Origin of the sequence: Kitasatospora sp. NPDC087314, from assembly GCF_044744365.1 — a bacterium.
Lineage (GTDB): Bacteria > Actinomycetota > Actinomycetes > Streptomycetales > Streptomycetaceae > Kitasatospora.
On the sequence record NZ_JBIUYE010000032.1, the window covers coordinates 15614 to 33918 of the forward strand.

Sequence of the window (18305 nt, forward strand, 5' to 3'; positions counted from 1 at the left end):
GATTCCGGCCGACGGCCCGGGGCTGTCCGCTACCGGAACAGGCGGTCGCCGCCGGTGGCCATGCGGTGGGTGCCGCTGTGGTGGTTCACCCAGTCACGGACGAGGTTGATCGCGTTGGCGCACTGCCAGCTGTTGTCGTACTCGCGCACTCCGGTGAAGGCGCCGTAGCCCGCGATGATGCCGTCCACACCCGCATCGCCCAGCAGCTTGTCGACGTACCACGGGTCGTTGTAGGTGGTCGTCCAGGACAGCGTGGCCGCGAGCCGTCCGGCGGCACGGTCCCCGGCCCCCTTCTTCAGCTCCGCGCACGTGTTGTAGGTGGCCTCCGTGCAGTTGCCGAACCCCTTGGTGATGTCGGAGTCGCCGTAGTCCATCGCCCGGTGACCGGCCGGGAACCCGGAACCGGACCGGTTGAAGGCGCCCTGGACCTGATCGCGGGTCCCGGTCGACGTGATGCCCTCCAGTGGGCCGAGCTTGCCCTCCAGGCTCTGCCAACCCCGGCCGCCGACGTCCGGGGTGCTCCCGCCGTGGTACTCGAAGAAGCCGTAGAGCACCTGGATCCCGGCCGCCGTCAGCCGCTGCGCCTTGTCCCGCAGCCCGGCGACACTGCACGTGCGGTTCGGCTGCTCCCCGCAGTAGTTCGGGTCCTTGATGTCCAGCCAGACCAGCGACAGCCGGCGTCCGGCGTTGGCGTTGGAGAGGATGCGGTCGATCATGCTGTCGAAGCTGGGACCCAGCCGGTTCTCACCGGCCGAGGAACAGTCGTGGTAGGCGCGCCATTCGTTCGGGTTCCACCAGGCACAGACGTCGATCTCGATGCCGTTGGCGCCGTGGCCGAGCGCGGCGTCCACGCCGTCCAGGGTGTCCACCCGGTGCGCGATGGCGTAGACCGCGTGGCGCTGGTCGGCGGCCGCCGCCGGGGTCGTGCCGAGCGCGGTGAGGCCGACGATCCCGCACAGTGCCGCCAGCAGCGCCAGCACCTTCCGCGGGCCGGTGCGATGCCTGAGGTGAGTGGTCAAGAAAGGTACTCCTTCATGTCGGTGCCCTGAAGTCGTCGCGCCGATGCCGCCGCCGTCCGGATGCGCCGCTCGTCCCCCGACCGCGGCGACCCCAACTCGGCCCTGGTCATGGCCACTTCATCCTGCCATCGCGCTGTGATGAACGCCGGGGAAACGGCGCAAATCCCTTCGTCTGCGATCGCCGGTGCCGCGAGGGGTCGAGATGATCGCAGCGACCCGGGAGTGCGCGCCGCGCTCGGCGTCGCCCGAGCCGGGGGCGGTCACCGGTTCGGTGGGCCCGGTTCCGAGTACCGGTGTCAGTGGTGTCCGGTCATGTGGGCGAGGGCCTGTGCGGCGGAGTCGGGGGCGAAGGCGCTGGCGAGTCCTTCGGCGGCCCCTTCGGCGGCCTCGGCGGAGCGGGGCAGCAGGACGTTCTCGTAGGCGGTGATGGCGTCGTCGACGGTGGGCCGGTCGGCGAGGGAGCGGGCGAGGTCGGCGCCGTCGAGCATGGCGAGGTTGGCGCCCATGCCGGAGAAGGGGGACATGAGGTGGGCGGCGTCGCCGAGGAGGGTGACGCCGGGGGTGTGCGGCCAGGTGTGGGGGAGGGGCAGGGCGTAGAGCGGGCGGTTGGTGTAGCCGGTGTCGGTGGCGGTGATGAAGCCGGTCAGGCTGTCGCTCCAGCCGGTGAACTCGTGGAGCAGGGCCTCCCGTACGGCGGCGGTGTCGGTGAGGTCGAGGCCGGCCTGCCGGTGCCAGTGCTCGTCGGTGCGCAGGCCCAGATAGCTGCGGATGTGGCCGTTGCTGTTGCGCTGGGCGATGAAGCCCCGGTTGTCGTCGAGGGCCATCATGGTGCCGTTGCCGGTGAGGGCGGCGAGTCGGGGGTGGCGGGTGTCCGCCTCGTCGAGGCCGGTCTCGACGAACGTGACGCCGGTGTAGCGGGGCACGGCGTCGGACAGCAGGGGCCGTACGCGGGACCAGGCGCCGTCGGCGCCGACCACCAGGTCGGTCTCGACGGTGGTGCCGGTGGTGCCGTTCGTGAAGTGCAGGCGGTGGGTGCCGCCGCCGAGCGGCTCGGCCTGCTCCAGCTTGTGGCCCCACCGGACGGTGTCGGGGGCGAGGGAGTCCAGCAGGATGCCGCGCAGGTGGCCGCGGTCGATCTCGGGATTGCCGTCCGCGCCGGCGCCCTGCGGCGGGACGGAGTCGAAAACGACGCGGCCGTCGCGGCCGACCAGGCGCAGCTGCTGGCCCTCGGGCCGGGCCAGCCGCTCGAATTCCTCCCACAAGTCGGCCTCGCGCAGGGCGTGTTGGCCCGATTCGGGGTGCATGTCGAGGGTGCCGCCCTGGTCGCGGGCGGTGCGGGAGGCGTCCAGGTCGTAGACGGTGACCTCGATGCCGCGGCGCTGGAGGATGCGGGCGCAGGTCAGGCCGCCGGGTCCGGCGCCGATGATCGCGATACGGGGGGTGTCGGTACTCACGAGGTGCTCCGGTGGTCTCGGTGGTCCGGTGATCGGAGGTGTGGCGGGGTGGGCGGCGGCAGGGGCGGGCGCCGACCGGGATCATCGCCGGACCGGCCGCCACGATGACGAAAGCACACTCGGTAAAAAAGTGCAACGACACAACTTATTGTCCCATGTAATTCAGGGTATGATCCAATCATGACTGCACCCATCGGCCGCCGTGAGCGGAAGAAGGCCGCCACCCGCCAGTCCCTGGCGGACGCGGCCCTGAACCTGTTCCTGGAGCACGGCTACGACCAGGTGACGCTCCGGGACATCGCCGAAGCGGCCGACGTGTCGACCACGACCCTGCTGAAGCACTTCCCCGGCAAGGAGGCCCTGGTCTTCGACGAGGAGGCCGACCAGGAGGCCCGCCTCGTCGCCGCCGTACGCGACCGCGCACCCGGACAGTCCGTCCCGCAGGCCCTGTGCGCGCACGTCAAGCGGACGCGCATCGGGGAGCGGAACTCCGATCCCCGGTTCGCGCCCCTGGTCGAACTCGTGCGGAACACGCCCGCCTTGAGCGAGTACTCCCGCCGCATGTGGATCCGCCACCAGGGCGCTCTCGCCCACGCCATCGCCGAGGACAGTGGCGCCGATGACCTGCGGTGCGTCGCGCTCGCACGCTTCGCACTCGAAGCCTCGGCCCTCGTCGACCACGCCGACGATCCGGGGCGGGCCGTCGACGCCGCCTTCGACCTCCTGGAACACGGCTGGCAGGCCCGCTGACCGCCCGTCCGGAGACGGGCCGACCGGCGCGGTCGGGGTGCCCAACGCTCTGATACCGGGAGGTCGCCCACTGTCGTCATGGACCTCCATGGATACCCCCGGCTTCAGCCGGGGGAGGAAATGGACTGCCCGCGTGGCGGGTCGGGTGGCTGCGTTTCGCCCCCCAGGGCGGACCGCAGTGCTGTGACATGCGGGATTGGCCCCTCACGGATTGCCCCGCTAGGTTGCGAGTCATGACCATGACTCACGTGAAGCGGGCGTTCAAGTACCGCTTCTATCCGACGGATGCGCAGGCGGCTGAGCTGTCGCGCACCTTCGGATGTGTGCGGAAGGTCTACAACATGGCGTTGCAGGCCCGCACGGAGGCGTGGACGCTGCGTCAGGAGAGGGCCAACTACAACACCACCAGCGCGATGTTGACGGCGTGGAAGAGGACCGGGGAACTGTCCTACCTGTCCGAGGTGTCGTCGGTTCCGTCGCAGCAGGCGCTGCGGCACCTGCAGGGGGCGTTCACCAACTTCTGGCAGAAGCGGGCGAAGTACCCGACGTTCAAGTCCCGGAAGAAGTCCCGCAGGTCCGCCGAGTACACCGGCTCCGCGTTCCGGTTCCGGGACGGCCGGCTGACGCTGGCGAAGCTGGATCAGCCGCTGGACATTGTGTGGTCCAGGCCGCTGCCGCAGGGCGCGGCGCCGTCCACGGTGACCGTCTCGCAGGACGGCGCCGGGCGTTGGTTCGTCTCGCTGCTGTGCGAGGACCGCCCGACGATGCCCGCACCCGTGAACACGGCGGTCGGGATCGACGCGGGGATCACCAGTCTGGTGACGCTGTCCACCGGGGAGAAGATCACCAACCCCCGGCACGAGCGCAAGGACCGGGAACGCCTCGCCAAGGCCCAGCGGGAGCTGTCCCGCAAGGCCAAGGGCTCCAACAACCGGGCCAGGGCCCGGCTCAAGGTCGCGAAGGTGCACGCTCGGATCGCCGACCGCCGCAGGGACTTCCTGCACAAGCTCACCACCCGACTCGTCCGTGAGAACCAAACGGTCGTGATCGAGGACCTGACCGTCCGCAACATGCTGGGGAACCACGCGCTCGCCCGCGCCATCAGCGACGCGAGCTGGACCGAGATGCGGTCCATGCTGGAGTACAAGGCCCAGTGGTACGGCCGGGACCTGGTGACCGTCGACCGGTGGTTCCCCAGCTCGAAACTGTGCTCGGCCTGCGGCGTGATCGCCGCGAGGATGCCCCTGAACGTCCGCGCGTGGGAATGCGCCTGCGGCGTACGGCACGACCGGGACGTGAACGCGGCGCGCGACATCCTGGCCGCCGGACTGGCGGATGCAGCCTGTGGAGACGGTGTAAGACCTCAACGGAGCACTCCGGGCGGGCAGTCGTCGGCGAAGCAGGAAGTCGTCCCACCGCAGCGCACACGCGCAGCGGCTCAGCCGCGAGGCTGAGGGGAATCCCCCGGTCTTCAGCCGGGGGAGGAAGTCAAATGCTTGTCACTCTGATGTGGTGCACGATGGGGGTGCGCGTGGACTTCCGACTGCTGGGCTCGGTGGCCGCAGTGGCCGCGGACGGCCGGGAGCTCCCCGTCGGGTCGGTCAAGCGCCGGAGCCTGCTGGCCATGCTGCTGCTGAATCCCGGCGCACCCGTCACCGTCGACCGGCTCACCGAGGCCGTGTGGGACGAGGAGCCGCCCCGGCACGCGCGGACCGTCATCCAGAACCACGTGTCGGGTCTGCGCGCGCTGCTCGCCGCGCACGGTGCGCCCGCCGTCGGCGTCGAACTCGTCACCGACGGCGGCGCCTACCTCCTGCGGGTGCCCGAACTGGCGGTGGACACCGGCCGGTTCGAGCACCTGCTCCAGTCCGCCCGGTCACTGCGCGCCGCCGGCGACTCGGTGGCCGCGCTGCAGGAGGCGCTCGCCCTGTGGCGGGGCCCCGCGCTCGCCGGCACGACCGCCAGCCTGCCGCTGCAGTGCGCCGCGCAGGGCCTGGAGGAGCTGCGGCTCGTCGCCGTGGAGGAACTGGCGCGCGCCCACGGCCGGCTCGGCGACCACGGCGCGGCGGCGGGCGTGCTGCGCACCGAGGTCGCGATGAACCCGCTCCGGGAGTCGCTGGTCGCGGCGCTGATGCTGGCGCTCGGCCGGGCGGGAAGGCGGTCGGAGGCGCTGGGCTGGTTCCACCGCACCCGCCGGGCCCTGGCCGACCAGCTGGGAATCGACCCGGGAGTCGAACTCGTCGACGCCTACGACGCGCTCCTGCGCGCCACCGCCCCGGCCGACCGGCCGGCCCCCGGCCCGTACCCCGGGGCCCCGCCGGCACCGGACCTGCCCGTCGACGGTCCGCCCCCGCCGGCCCCCGCACCCGCACCCGGGCCGACGCCGCCCCGCTCCGCCGCCTGGACCTTCCCCCGGCGCCCCCGGGGCTTCTCCGGCCGGCAGGACGAACTGGCCGCGCTCGACCGGGCCACCGGCGCCCCCGGCGCGATCGCCGTCGTCACCGGCGGCGCCGGGGTCGGGAAGACCACCCTCGCCGTGTACTGGGCCCACCACCGGCAGGCGGACTTCCCCGACGGCCGACTGTTCGTCGACCTCTGCGGCCACAGCCCCCTGCCCGAGCGCTCCACCGCCGCCGTGCTGCGCGAACTGCTGCTCGCCCTCGGCCTGCCGGCCGAGCAGATGCCCGGTTCCGCCGAGGCCATGGCGGCCCGATACCGGGAACTGACCACGGACCGCCGGATGCTGATCGTCCTGGACAACGCGCGCCGCTCCGAGCAGGTCCGCCCGCTCCTGCCCGACGGGGAGGGCTGCGTCACGGTGGTGACCAGCCGCGACCGGCTCGGCGGCCTGGTCGCCTCGGACGCCGCCCGCCCCGTCTCGCTCAGCGAGCTGTCGCCCCCGCAGTCCGTCACCCTGCTCGCCGCCACCCTGGGCACGGACCTGGTGTCGGCCGAACCCGAGGCCGCCGCCCGCCTGGCGGGCCTGTGCGACGGCCTGCCGCTCGCGCTGCGCCTCGCGGCGGCCCGGATCGCCACCTGCCCGGCCCGCGGCCTGGCCGCCCTCGCCGACGAACTGGCGGACGAACAGCGCAGGCTGGGCCTCCTGGAGGTGGAGGACACCAGCCTCGCCGCCGCCCTCGCCCTCACCGTGCAGCACCTGTCCGAGCCGGCCCGCCGGATGTTCCACCGGCTCGGAGCGCACACCGGCGCCACCCTCGACAGCCGTACGGCCGCCGCACTCGCCGATTGCCGGCTCGACCAGGCCGCCGGGGCCCTGGACCAACTGGCCACCGCCCACCTGCTCGTCGAGATCGACCAGGACGCCTACACCCTGCACGACCTGGTCCGGCTCTACGCCCGGAGCATGCCGGGCGACGCCGACGCCGACGTGCTGCCACGGCTCCTCGACCACCTGCTGCACACCCTCCTCGCCGCGAGCGCCGCCGCCGAGCCGGGCAGCGAGCCGTGCTGCGCCCTCCCGCCCGGCACCCGGCGCCGCGCCGAGGTGCGGCCCTTCCCGGACCGCGCGAGCGCGCTCGCCTGGTACGCCGCCGAACGGGACACCCTGCGCGGCGCGGTCGCGGCGGCGGTCGCGGCCGGGCTCCACGACCGGGCCTGGCGCCTGGTCCTCCTCCAGTGGCCCCTGATCGTGTGGCAGGCCCGGGACGGATGGGTGCCGCTGCTCGAACACGGCCTGGCCGCCGCCGAGGCCGACCTGGACCCCGGCGCGCAGTCCCGCGCACGGGCGCTCCTGGGGTGGGTCCTGCTGGAGGAGGAGCGGCACGAGGAGGCCCTCGCCCACCTGGAGCAGGCCCCGGGCCTGGCCGCCCTGGCCGGGGACGGCACCGCGCAGGCCGTCGCGCTGGTCAACCTGGCCGTCGCGCTCGCCCGGTACGGCCGGCGCGCGCGGGTGCGCGACCTGCTGACCACGGCCCTCGCGCTGGCCACGCAGGCGGACCGCGCCGAACTCGCCGCCCTCGCCCGCCAGCACCTGGCCGACGACTGCCTGGCGGCCGGCGACCCCGAGGAGGCCGCCCACCACGCGGCCTGCGGTCTGGCCCTCGCGCAGCCCCCGTTCCCCGTCGCCCGCCAGGTGGTCCTGGAGACCCTCTACGGCCGCGCCCTCGCCGCGATCGGCCGCCCGGAGGAAGCCGCGCTCCACCTCGGCGCCGCCGTCCGGACCGCCCGGGCCCACCAGTACGGGGAGGGCGAGTCGGCGGCCCGTGCGGCCCTGCACGCCCTGTCGGCTTCCGCCGCCTCCGCCGCCGCGATGGCCTCCGCTGCTGCCGAGTCGCATGTCGGACCGTCCGGAGCGAGCCAGGCCCCGCCCGGCCGCTGCTGATGACGTGGCCGAGCGGGCTTCGATCGGCGGCGCTGGGTCGAAACGCCGACTGGTGAAGATATATGACGGACCGTTGGATCCTGGGGTGATGGCATCGCCCTGTGCGACAGGGGCACTTCACTCCGTTGTCGGGCCGTGTTAACGTCCGGCAGATGTCGAGGATTCTGGTCACCGATCTGGACGGGACGCTCCTGGGCGGGGAGGTGGCCGACCGGCGCCGGCTGTACACCGCGCTGGTCCGCCATCCCGAGGTGACCGTGGTCTTCGCCACCGGCCGGGGCGTGCCGTCGGTCCGTGAGGTCCTACGGGATCCGCTCGTGCCCAGACCCCGCTGGATCATCGCCGATGTCGGCGCCACCGTCGTGGACGGCGAGGACTTCGCGCCGGTGGCCCCGCTGCAGGAGCAGTTGCGCGCCGGCTGGCCCGGTCCGGAGCGGGTCCGCGCGGCGCTCGGCGGCTTCCCGGCGCTCGTCTACCAGAACGGCGTTGCCCAGGACGGCCGTTGCTCGTACCACCTGGCGCCGGACGGGCTCACCGAGGAGCTCGCCGAAACCGTCCGCTCCCTCGGCTGCGACTGGCTCTACTCGGCCGACCGCTACTTCGACGTCCTGCCGCCGGGGGGCGGCAAGGGCGGTGCGCTGCGGGCCCTGGCCGAGAAGCTGGGCTGGTCGATGGACTCGGTCCTGGTCGCCGGAGACTCGCTCAACGACCTGTCGCTCTACCGGCTCGGCGCGTACGGCGTCATCGTCGGGGAGGCCGAGCCCGCCCTGCTGGCGGCGGTTCCCGAGAGCCCGTCGGTGTGCCGGCCCGGACGCCCCGGCGCGGCCGGGATCCTCGCGGCACTCCAGGAACTCGGCTGGGTGGCACCGGACTTCGACCGCGCGGAGCGTGGCCACCCGCTGGTGGTCGGCTACCACCGTCCACCGGGGACCTGGACCCCCGAGGGCTGGCGGCCGCCGTCCAGCCCCAACGGCATCCTGCCCACCCTGAACAGCCTCTTCGGCAGCGGGCTGCCGGGCGTCTGGGTCGCCGCCGCCGTCGGGGGCCCCGCCCCCGAGCCCCGCCCGGGGCCGCCCCTCTCGCTGCTGCCGCTCGACGGCGCCGAGTGGGCGGGCTACTTCCACCGGGCCTGCAAGCAGACGCTCTGGCCGGTGCTGATGTCGGAACCGGAGCGGCTGGGCTTCGACCCCGCCGACTGGGCCGACTACCGGACGGTGAACGCGCGCTTCGCCGAGCACATCGGCGCGCAGGCCGCGCCCGGGGCCACCGTCTGGCTGCACGACTACAACCTGTGGCTGGTGCCGGGCCTGCTCCGCGCCCGCCGCCCGGACCTGCGCATCGGGCTGTTCCACCACACCCCGTTCCCGCCGCCGGAGGTCTTCGCCGCGCTGCCCACCGCGTGCGAACTCCGCTCCTCGCTGGCCTGCCTGGACTGGGCCGGGTTCCACACCGCCACCTTCGCCGAGTACTTCCGGCGGACCCTGGCCGACCGGTCCCGGCTGCCGCGCCTGGGCATCCACCCGCTCGGCATCGACCGTCCCGCCATCGAGGCGCTCGCCCGCCGCCGCGCGCCCTACCGCCCCTCGGGCGAGGGCCGGTTGGTGCTCTCGGTCGAACGCCTCGACTACGCCAAGGCGCCCGTCCAGAAGGTCGAGGCGATCGCCCGGCTGCTCGCCGAACGCCCCGACCTGCGCGGGCGGTTGCGCTTCCGTCTGGTCTGCCCGCCGCCCGAGCCCGGCATCACCGCCCACGACACCACCCGTCGACTCCTCGAACAGCGCATCGACGAGATCAATGACCTGTGGTGCGAGGGGAGGTGGCGGCCGATCGAGTACCTGCCGCGCAGCCTGCCGCCCACCGAGGTGATCGACCAGTACCTGGCCGCCGACGTGCTCTGGGTGACGTCCCTCCAGGACGGGATGAACCTCACGGCGAAGGAGTTCATCGCAGCCCAGGCCGCCGTCCAGGCAGCCGCCGAGTCAGCCGTCCCCGGGGCGGCGGTGCCCCGCGCCGGTGTGCTCGTCCTCTCCCACCACGCCGGCGCCGCCACCGAACTCGGCAGCGCGGCCCTGCTCACCGACCCGCACTCCGCCGACGACCTCACCGCGACCCTGGCCCGCGCCCTGGCCCTCACCCCCGCCGAGCGCCGCGCCCACCTGCGCCGCCTCTCCGCCCTCCTCGGCCGTGAGAGCCCCGCCGACTGGGCCGCCCGGATCGTCCGGGCCATCGGGGCCTGAGGGTCCCGAGTGATGAGTCGGGGAGCGATCGCGGCGTGGTGAGTCCGGGCGGTCCGGTGCCGGTCGGCGGTACGGCCGTGAGCTGGGCGGACGCGGTTCGAACGGCTGCGATCGGGCGTTGATCGAATGTCAATCGCGATCGGTGACAGTACTGCCGGGGGGTGCGGCGGCATCGCGGAAGCCTCGCCCCCCGTGACGCCACCGACCTCGACCTGTGCAAGCGGAGACCATGAAGCACCGCATCACCTTCAGCGCGCCGGCCCGCACCGTCGGCCTCGGCGCCACCGCCTGCGGCAGCGGGTGACGGGCCGGTCCGCGCCCCTACCTCCACTCGCCGTCGTCGCCCCTCCCGTCGCCCACCAGGCAAGGCACACACCCACCATGCGCATCGGACTCTCCCTTCCGCAGTACGGCCGCTTCGCCAACCCCGCCCTGTCCGCCCGGGTCGCGACCGCCGCCGAGGAAATCGGCTACGACGGCCTCTGGGTCGGTGACCGGCTCCTGGTCGCGACCGCCCCGCAGAGCCGCTACCCGGGCGGTGACGGGACGGTCCCGCCCGAGTACGAGGCCTTCCTGGACCCGCTGATCGTGCTGACGGTGGCGGCCGGTGCGACCCGCCGCGCGCGGCTGGGCACCAGCACCCTGAACGCCCTCTGGCACCCGCCCGTGCTGCTCGCCCGCACCCTGACCTCCCTCGACCTGGTCAGCGCCGGACGCCTGGACGTCGGGCTGGGGCTGGGCTGGTCCAAGGACGAGTACCAGGCCGTCGGCGTCGCCTGGCAGGGCCTGGGCGACCGGCTGGAGGAGACCCTGGACGTCCTGGAACGGGTGTGGGCGGCGGACGAGGTGATCCGCCACACCGGGGCCCGGTGGACCGTCCCGCCCGCGGTCATCCGGTCCAAGCCCGTGCAGCGCCCCCGTCCTCCGCTGCTGCTGGGCGGCTTCAACCAGGCCACCCTCGCCCGAGTCGGTCGGCGCGCCGACGGCTGGCTGGCCGTGGGCCTGCCGGTACCGGCCCTGGCGCAGATGTGGCGCGCCGTCCGACAGCACGCCACCGACGCCGGGCGTGACCCGGACGCGCTGCGCCTGGTGCTCCGGGTGAACCCCGTGATCACCGCCGAGCCGGCCCCCGAGGAGCTCGTCCCGCGCCGCGGAACGGTCCGTCAGATCGCCGACTACCTGGCCACGGCGGTCGACGCGCTGGGTGCCGAGCCGCTGATCGACCTCCACTTCGCCGCGCGCGACGCCGACGAGTACCTGGCGCTCGCGGGCGCCCTGCACGACCTGCTGCGCGAGCTGTAGCCGTCTCTCCGGCCTCCGTCGCCGGCGAGAACCCCCACCGAAGACCACCAGCCCGGAAGAGGAACTCTCCCCATGTCCAAGATCATCGTTGCCGCCACGCCCGTGGCCGGGCACACCGGCCCGCTGCTGCGGATCGCCGGCCACCTGTCCGGCCTGGGACACGAGGTGGTGTTCCTCGGCGGGGCGCGGTTCGCCGCCCAGGTCGCGGCGGAGGGCTGCCGCTTCCAGGCGCTGCCGGCAGCGGCCGACTTCGACGACCGCGACTTCGCGGCGAGCTTCCCGGAGCGGGAGCTGGTACCGGCCGGTCCGGCCCGGCTCGGCTGGGACGCCATGCACATCTTCGGCGACCCGGCTCCGGTCCAACTCGCCGCTCTCCACGAGCTGTTGGTGTCCTTCCCGGCGACCGTGGCGATCCATGACAGCCTGTTCCTGGGCGGGGCGGCCCTGGCGCTGGGCCGGAAGCCGGGCGACCGGCCCGCGGTGGTGGCGATCGGCACCTTCCCGGTGATGGTCGGGAGCCGGGACACCGCCCCGTTCGGCCCGGGCCTGCCGCCCCCGGTGGACGAGACCGAGCGCGCCCAGTACGCCGCACTCGCCGGGCAGTTCGCGGAGCGGGGCCGCCCGGTGACCGAGTACGTGCGCCAGTGCTTCGCCGCCGCCGGGGTGGAGCTGCCCGCCGGAGAGCGGCCCAGGGTGCTCACCGAGGCCGCCGACCACTTCCTGCAACTCACCGTCCCCGGCTTCGAGTACCCGCGCAGCGACCTGCCCGCCAACGTCCGCTTCATCGGCGCCCTGCCGATACCCGCCTCGAAGGGCGACCGACTCCCGTCCTGGTGGCCGGAGTTGGAGCAGGCCGGGGCGCAGGGCCGCAAGGTCGTCGTGGTGACCCAGGGGACCGTCGCCAACGGGGACCTGACCGCGCTGGTGGTCCCGACCCTGCGCGCCCTGGCCGGGCGGGAGGACCTGCTGGTGATCGCGGCCACCGCCCGCCACGACGGCGAGCAGCTGCTGGCCGCCGAACTCCCACAGCTGCCGGCCAACGCCCGAGCGGCCGGGTACGTCCCGTTCGACGCACTGCTGCCGCACGCGGACGTGCTGGTCAGCAACGGCGGCTACGGTGGCGTGCACACCGCGCTCGGGCACGGCGTGCCGCTGGTGATCGCCGCCGAGAGCGAGGACAAGCCGGAGGTCGCCGCCCGGGTGGCGTGGAGCGGTACGGGCATCAACCTCCGCACCGGCCGCCCCAGCACGGAGGACCTGGCGGCAGCGGTGGACGAAGTCCTCGGCCGCCCCTCCTACCGCCGCCGCGCCCTGGCCCTGTGCGCCGAACTCGCCCGCCACCGGGCGCCGGCCGCGATCGCCGACCTGGTCGACGAAATCGGCTGACCACCGCACCGGAACGGAACCGGGGCCCGTCCGGCCGATCCTGCCCGGCAGGATCGGCCGGACGGGCCCCAGGGCTTGTCTGACAATTCCCGCCGCGCGCTGATGCGACGCGAATCGTCGGACAAGCCCTAACCGCCCGCGGTCGCGGACTTGAGCGCGTCCAGCGATTCCCGCATCACCTGCGACAGCTCGCGCTCCTCGGCCGGCGCGATCCAGAGCTCGAAGCCGACCTTGAACACGGCGATGCCCGCCTCGGCGGTCAGGCTCGCGACCGGTTCCGCGACCCCGCGCCCGCGCAGGGCGCCGGCCAGCGCCGTCGACATCGAGGCGAGCTTGATCAGCTCCCGTTCCCGGAGTTCCGCGTTCGCCTGGATGACGGCCTGCCGTCTCCGGGAGTACTCGCGGCGGCCGACGAAGAGGTCGGTGACCGCCTGCAGGCCCGCCGCCGTCGCGTCGATCGGCGCCGCCGACTCCTGAGCCTCGGCGACCGCGTTCACGAACAGCTCCTGCAGCGCGTTGGCGCCGTCGAACAGCACCTCGCGCTTGTCGGCGTAGTGCCGGAAGAAGGTTCGCTCGGTGAGGCCGGCCCGTTTGGCGATCTCCGCCACGGTGGTCTGCTCGTAGCCCCGCTCGCTGTAGAGCTCCAAGGCCGCTTCCGCCAGGCGTCCGCGCGCGTTCGGCTCCCATCTACCCATGGACAGATCCTACGTGATGACAGTGACTGACATCGGGTGCTACCGTCGATGACAGCAACTGACATCACCAGTGAGGGGCTCTTCCCATGCGCATCTTCGTGACCGGCGCGTCCGGCTGGATCGGATCCGCCGTCGTTCCCGAGCTCATCGCCGCGGGGCACCGGGTGACCGGGCTCGCCCGCTCCGAAGCCTCCGCCGCCGCCCTCGCCGCGGGCGGGGCCGAGGTCGTCCGCGGCACCCTCGACGACCTCGACGTCCTGCGGGACGCGGCCGCGGGGTCGGACGGGGTGATCCATCTCGCGTTCAAGCACGACATCGCCTTCACCGGCGACTTCCGGGGCGCCGTCGAGGCCGATCGCCTCGCCGTCGACACCTTCGGCGACGTGCTGGCCGGCAGCGACCGCCCGTTCGTCCTCGCCTCCGGGCTGGCCGGCTTCAAGCCGGGGCAGTCGGTGACCGAGCGGGACATGCCCGCGGTCGACGACTCACCGCTCTCGCTCCGGGCGGCCACCGCGGAGGTGACGCTCGCGCTCGCGGCGCGCGGTGTGCGCTCATCCGTCGTCCGGCTGCCGCCGACCTGCTACGGCGAGGGGGACAACGGGTTCATGGCGACCCTGGTCGCCATCGCCCGGGCCCAGGGCGTCTCCGGCTACATCGGCGACGGCGCCAACCGCTGGCCGGCCGTCCACCGCCTCGACGCCGCACGGCTGTTCGCCTTGGCGGTCGACAAGGCTCCCGCCGGATCGGTCCTGCACGGCGTCGCGGAGGAGGGGGTCCCGATCCGCGACGTCGCCGAGGTGGTCGGCCGCCACCTCGACGTACCGGTGGCCTCCGTGGCCCCCGAGGCCGCGGCCGAGCACTTCGCCTGGCTGGGCGCCATCCTCGCCCTGGACCTGCCGACGTCGAGCGCCCTGACCCGCGAACTGCTGGACTGGCACCCGACCCGCCCCGGCCTCCTCGAAGACCTCGACCGGGGCCACTACTTCCGCGCCCCCGCCACCGCCGCCTGACCGGTCGCGGAGGCCGCCGACGTCGACGTCGCGACGTTCGGTCCCGAGGTCGGCCCCCGGACGGGCGTGACAGCCATCGCACAACTCCCTGAGCACCCAAGCTCGTTGAGGGGAGTTGTGCGATGGCTTCGGGCTGTCCGAGGGAGGTCGGGCGGTGACCTGTGGTGGCGGTGGGGATGGCTGTTCAAAGATGAACACTCCTGCTCGTTATTGCGCATAGATGAAGATTTGCACTATAAATCAAGCATCTTCACGCACCATCTTGCAGTCCTACGCAGGAGGACGTCATGGCTCACGTCGACGAAGAGATCGCCAGCCAGCCCGAGTGCTGGCAGCGCGCCCTTGATCTGGCTCCGGGGCACCTGCCCGAGCCCGGTGAACGGGTGGCGGTCATCGGGTGCGGCACCTCGCTGTACATCGCGCAGGCCTACGCGGTGCTGCGCGAGTCGCTCGGGCTGGGGGAGACGGACGCGTTCGCGGCGTCCGAGTTCCCGGCCGCCCGGCGGTACGACCGGGTCGTCGCCCTGACCCGCTCCGGCACCACCACCGAGGTGCTGGACGCGCTGGCCCGGACCGGGGACACCGAGACGGTGGCGATCACCGCCGCCCCGGAGACCCCGATCAGCGGGGCTGCGCGCCACGTGGTGGCGCTGGAGTTCGCGGACGAGAAGTCGGTCGTGCAGACCAGGTTCGCCACCACCGCCCTCGTGCTGCTCCGCGCCCACCTGGGCGCCGCGCCGGCGGACCTGCCGGAGCAGGCGCGACGGGCACTGGCCGCGCCGCTGCCCGAAGGGGCGCTCGACGCCCAGCAGTTCACCTTCCTGGGGACGGGATGGACCTGCGGCGTGGCCCACGAGGCCGCGCTCAAGGTCCGGGAGGCCTCGTCCTCGTGGACCGAGTCCTACCCGGCCATGGAGTTCCGGCACGGACCGATCAGCGTCAGCAGCCCCGGGAGCGTGGTGTGGTTCCTCGGCGAACCGCCGACGGGCCTGGTCCGGCAGGTCGAGGCGACCGGTGCCCGGGTCAGTGTGTCGGCGCTCGACCCGCTGGCCGACCTGATCCGCGCGCAGCGCCTGGCGGTCGGCCTCGCCGTCCGGCAGGGCCTGGACCCCGACCACCCGCGCAACCTCACCCGCTCCATCGTGCTGGACCAGGCATGACCCGCCTGCGGACCGCGTACGGCAGGGCGGAGACTGCGCCGTGAGCGTCGTCGCCCTGGACGTCGGCGGCACGCACATCAAGGGCGCGGTGGTCGAGAACGGCGAGCCCGTCGAGACCGAGCAGTGGCACACCCGGGCCGAGCGCGGGCCGGACGCCGTCCTGGACACGGTGCTGCGGTGCGCGGACGAGCTGGTGGCCCGGGCCGTTCGCCGCGGGGCGAAGCCGGCCGCCGCCGGGGTCGTGGTGCCGGGGTTGGTGGACGAGGCGAGCGGCACCGCCGTCCTCGCCGCCAACCTCGGCTGGCGCGAGCTGCCCGTGCGGCGCTGGGTCGCCGAGCACCTGGACCTCCCGGTGGCCTTCGGGCACGACGTCCGGGCCGGCGGTGTCGCGGAGGCCCGCCTCGGGGCCGGGCGCGGCTGCGCCGACTTCGTCTTCGTCCCGGTCGGGACGGGCATCGCCGCCGCGCTGATGCTCGGCGGCCGGCCGTTCGCCGGCGACCGGGGGTTCGCGGGGGAGCTCGGCCACCTGGTGGTCCGCCCCGGCGGCGACCGGTGCGCCTGCGGCAACCGGGGCTGCCTGGAGACGCTCGCCTCCGCCTCGGCGATCGCCCGCCGCTACGCGCTGGCCTCCGGCGGTCCCGCCGTGAGCGCCAAGGACGTCCGGGCCCGGGCCGAGGCGGGCGAGCGATTGGCCGGGCGGATCTGGACCGAGGCGGTCGAGGCGCTGGCCGACGGCCTGGCCGCCCTGACCGCGCTGCTCGATCCGGGGCGCCTGGTCATCGGCGGCGGTCTGGCGGAGGCCGGTGAAGCGTTCCTGCCGCCGCTGCGGACCGCGCTCGCCGAGCGTCTCACCTTCCGTCCGGCTCCGCTGCTGGTGACCGCCGAACTGGGCCACCGGGCGGGCAGCCTGGGGGCGGCGCTGCTCGCGCAGGACCTCCTGGACGGCGGTGGGGCGTGATCCTCACCGTCACGCTCAACGCGGCCCTGGACATCACCTACCGGCTGCCCGGGGTCCGGCTGCACGCCAGCCACCGGGTACCGAGCGTCCGTCAGCAGGCCGGCGGGAAGGGCGTCAACGTCGCGCGCGTGCTCGCCGCGCTCGGCCACACCGCGATCGTCACGGGCCTGGCCGGGGGGCCGGCCGGTCAGGCGGTCCGGGCCGATGTCGCCGAGGCCGCCCTGCCCGACGAACTGGTCGAGGTGGCGGGGGAGACCCGCCGGACCGTGGCCGTCGCGGACGACCAGGACACCACCGTCTTCCTGGAGCCCGGGCCCGAGGTGTCGCCGCAGGAGTGGCGGCGCTTCCTGGCCCACTACGAGCGGCTGCTGCCCGGTGCGTCGGTCGTCGTGCTCTCCGGGAGCGTGCCGCCCGGGCCGCCCGCGGACGCCTACCGGATCCTGATCGAGCGGGCCCGCTGCCACGGCGTCCCGGCCGTCCTGGACGCGGACGGTCCGGCGCTGCTGCGGGCGCTGCCCGCGGGCCCGGCCGTGGTCAAGCCCAACGCCCACGAACTCGCCGAGGTCACCGGTACCGGGGACCCGGCCGAGGGCGCGGAACTGCTCCGGGCGGCCGGCGCCGGCGCGGTGGTCGCCTCACTGGGGCCGGACGGTCTGCTCGCCTGCACGGCCGAGGGCACCTGGCGGGCCCGCCCGCCGGACGCACTGCGCGGCAATCCGACGGGTGCGGGCGATTCGGCGGTCGCCGCCCTCGCGCTCGGCCTGCACACCGGCGCGCCCTGGCCCGACCGGCTGCGGCACGCCGTGGCGCTGTCCGCCGCCACCGTCCTGGCCCCGCTGGCCGGGCGCTACGACGCCGACGCCTACCACCGCATGCTCAGCCTCGTCCGGGTCGAGGAAGTCGGCCCGGCACACCCTCAAGGAGAACCGTGACCCTGGCCGGAACCGGAGAGATCATCGCGCCCGCGCGTCGGAGCGGATCCGGCGTCGGAGCGTTCAACGTCATCCAGCTGGAACACGCCGAGGCCATCGTCGCCGGGGCCGAGGCCGTCGGGGCCCCGGTCATCCTCCAGATCAGCGAGAACGCCGTGCGCTACCACGGCGGCCTGGCGCCCATCGGCACCGCGACGCTGGCGGTGGCCCGGGCCGCGGCCGTGCCGGTGGCCGTCCACCTCGACCACGCGACCGAGCGGTCGCTGGTGGCGGAGGCGGTCGGGCTGGGCTTCGGCTCGGTGATGTTCGACGCGTCGGTGCTGCCGTACGAGCAGAACGTGCGGGCCACGGCCGAGGTGGTCGAGTTGTGCCACGCCGCGGGCGTCTGGGTGGAGGCCGAACTCGGCGAGGTCGGCGGGAAGGACGGCGTCCACGCCCCCGGCGCCCGGACCGACCCGGGGGAGGGCGCCGAGTTCACCGCGCGCACCGGCGTCGACGCGCTGGCGGTGGCCGTCGGCACCTCGCACGCCATGCTCACCCGCACGGCGGTCCTGGACCTCGAACTGATCGCCGCCCTGCGGGCCGCCATACCGGTACCGCTGGTGCTGCACGGCTCCTCGGGGGCGGCGGACGACGCGCTGGCGGCGGCGGTCGCCCACGGCATGACGAAGATCAACATCGCCACCCACCTCAACAAGGCCTTCACCGAGGCGGTCCGCCGCCGCCTGGCCGCCGACACCGCCCTGGTCGACACCCGCGCCTACCTGGGCGACGGCCGTCAGGCCGTGGCGCAGGAGGTGTCACGGCTGCTGCGGACCCTGGCCGCCGCCTAGTCCGGCTGTTGGAGCCGCGGTCCGGCCGTCAGCGGCCCGGTGCCCTACGCGTCCTGACGCGTAGGGCACCGGTGTTCCCGCCGGAGAGCCCGCCGCGTCGCTCAGGTCGGCTTCACCGCGCCGGAACCACGTCGAAGCGCTCGCCGCCGAGGACCCACCGGCCGCGGCGCATGACGGCGACCAGGTCGTGGCTCGCGGAGTCGAGGACGACGAGGTCGGCGTGCTTG

The 18305-nt window shown here is 74.1% G+C and carries 14 protein-coding genes; 11 read left to right on the top strand and 3 right to left on the bottom strand.

Features of this window, described 5'->3' with window-relative positions; translation table 11 throughout:
- Positions 1 to 29 precede the first annotated feature (29 nt).
- Both ACIO5E_RS39155 and ACIO5E_RS39160 read right to left on the bottom strand, forming a co-directional pair.
- Positions 30 to 1019, bottom strand: a complete 990-nt coding sequence (locus tag ACIO5E_RS39155; RefSeq protein ID WP_400677373.1) for a phospholipase — start codon at positions 1017 to 1019, stop codon at positions 30 to 32.
- Between the two features lie 296 nt (positions 1020 to 1315).
- Positions 1316 to 2473: an FAD-dependent oxidoreductase gene (locus ACIO5E_RS39160; RefSeq protein WP_400677375.1), complete on the bottom strand. Its 1158-nt coding sequence runs from the start codon at positions 2471 to 2473 to the stop codon at positions 1316 to 1318.
- 180 nt (positions 2474 to 2653) lie between these two features.
- Here ACIO5E_RS39160 and ACIO5E_RS39165 point away from each other — a divergent pair, with 180 nt between their 5' ends.
- From ACIO5E_RS39165 to ACIO5E_RS39190, 6 genes are all read left to right on the top strand, one after another.
- Positions 2654 to 3223, top strand: a complete 570-nt coding sequence (locus ACIO5E_RS39165; RefSeq protein ID WP_400677377.1) for a TetR/AcrR family transcriptional regulator — start codon at positions 2654 to 2656, stop codon at positions 3221 to 3223.
- Between the two features lie 233 nt (positions 3224 to 3456).
- On the top strand, positions 3457 to 4677 hold the full coding sequence (locus tag ACIO5E_RS39170) for an RNA-guided endonuclease InsQ/TnpB family protein (RefSeq protein ID WP_400677380.1): 1221 nt from the start codon (positions 3457 to 3459) through the stop codon (positions 4675 to 4677).
- 38 nt (positions 4678 to 4715) lie between these two features.
- Positions 4716 to 7565, top strand: coding sequence for a BTAD domain-containing putative transcriptional regulator (locus ACIO5E_RS39175; RefSeq protein ID WP_400677382.1), 2850 nt, complete (start codon positions 4716 to 4718; stop codon positions 7563 to 7565).
- Positions 7566 to 7717: 152 nt separating this feature from the next.
- The gene (locus ACIO5E_RS39180) at positions 7718 to 9802 is read left to right on the top strand and encodes a trehalose-6-phosphate synthase (RefSeq protein WP_400677385.1); all 2085 of its coding nucleotides are present in this window, start codon (positions 7718 to 7720) and stop codon (positions 9800 to 9802) included.
- A gap of 381 nt (positions 9803 to 10183) precedes the next feature.
- Positions 10184 to 11104, top strand: coding sequence for a TIGR03619 family F420-dependent LLM class oxidoreductase (locus tag ACIO5E_RS39185; RefSeq protein ID WP_400677386.1), 921 nt, complete (start codon positions 10184 to 10186; stop codon positions 11102 to 11104).
- 72 nt (positions 11105 to 11176) lie between these two features.
- The gene (locus ACIO5E_RS39190) at positions 11177 to 12490 is read left to right on the top strand and encodes a glycosyltransferase (protein WP_400677390.1); all 1314 of its coding nucleotides are present in this window, start codon (positions 11177 to 11179) and stop codon (positions 12488 to 12490) included.
- 128 nt (positions 12491 to 12618) lie between these two features.
- Here ACIO5E_RS39190 and ACIO5E_RS39195 read toward each other — a convergent pair whose 3' ends face one another.
- On the bottom strand, positions 12619 to 13185 hold the full coding sequence (locus ACIO5E_RS39195) for a TetR/AcrR family transcriptional regulator (protein ID WP_400677392.1): 567 nt from the start codon (positions 13183 to 13185) through the stop codon (positions 12619 to 12621).
- Between the two features lie 86 nt (positions 13186 to 13271).
- On the opposite strand from ACIO5E_RS39195, the gene ACIO5E_RS39200 reads away from it, so the two are divergent.
- The 5 genes from ACIO5E_RS39200 to ACIO5E_RS39220 all read left to right on the top strand — a co-directional run bounded on the left by ACIO5E_RS39200 (position 13272) and on the right by ACIO5E_RS39220 (position 18078).
- Positions 13272 to 14195 carry an SDR family oxidoreductase gene (locus ACIO5E_RS39200; protein ID WP_400677395.1) on the top strand — a complete coding sequence of 308 codons (924 nt, stop codon included), beginning with the start codon at positions 13272 to 13274 and terminating at the stop codon, positions 14193 to 14195.
- A 287-nt stretch (positions 14196 to 14482) separates the two neighbouring features.
- Positions 14483 to 15355 carry an SIS domain-containing protein gene (locus ACIO5E_RS39205; RefSeq protein ID WP_400677397.1) on the top strand — a complete coding sequence of 291 codons (873 nt, stop codon included), beginning with the start codon at positions 14483 to 14485 and terminating at the stop codon, positions 15353 to 15355.
- A 40-nt stretch (positions 15356 to 15395) separates the two neighbouring features.
- Complete coding sequence (locus tag ACIO5E_RS39210) at positions 15396 to 16313, top strand: ROK family protein (RefSeq protein WP_400677399.1); 918 nt, start codon at positions 15396 to 15398, stop codon at positions 16311 to 16313.
- Positions 16310 to 17245 carry a 1-phosphofructokinase family hexose kinase gene (locus ACIO5E_RS39215; protein WP_400677401.1) on the top strand — a complete coding sequence of 312 codons (936 nt, stop codon included), beginning with the start codon at positions 16310 to 16312 and terminating at the stop codon, positions 17243 to 17245. The genes ACIO5E_RS39210 and ACIO5E_RS39215 overlap by 4 nt, the downstream gene beginning before the upstream one ends.
- Positions 17242 to 18078, top strand: a complete 837-nt coding sequence (locus ACIO5E_RS39220) for a ketose-bisphosphate aldolase (RefSeq protein WP_400677403.1) — start codon at positions 17242 to 17244, stop codon at positions 18076 to 18078. The genes ACIO5E_RS39215 and ACIO5E_RS39220 overlap by 4 nt, the downstream gene beginning before the upstream one ends.
- Positions 18079 to 18305: the final 227 nt, after the last annotated feature.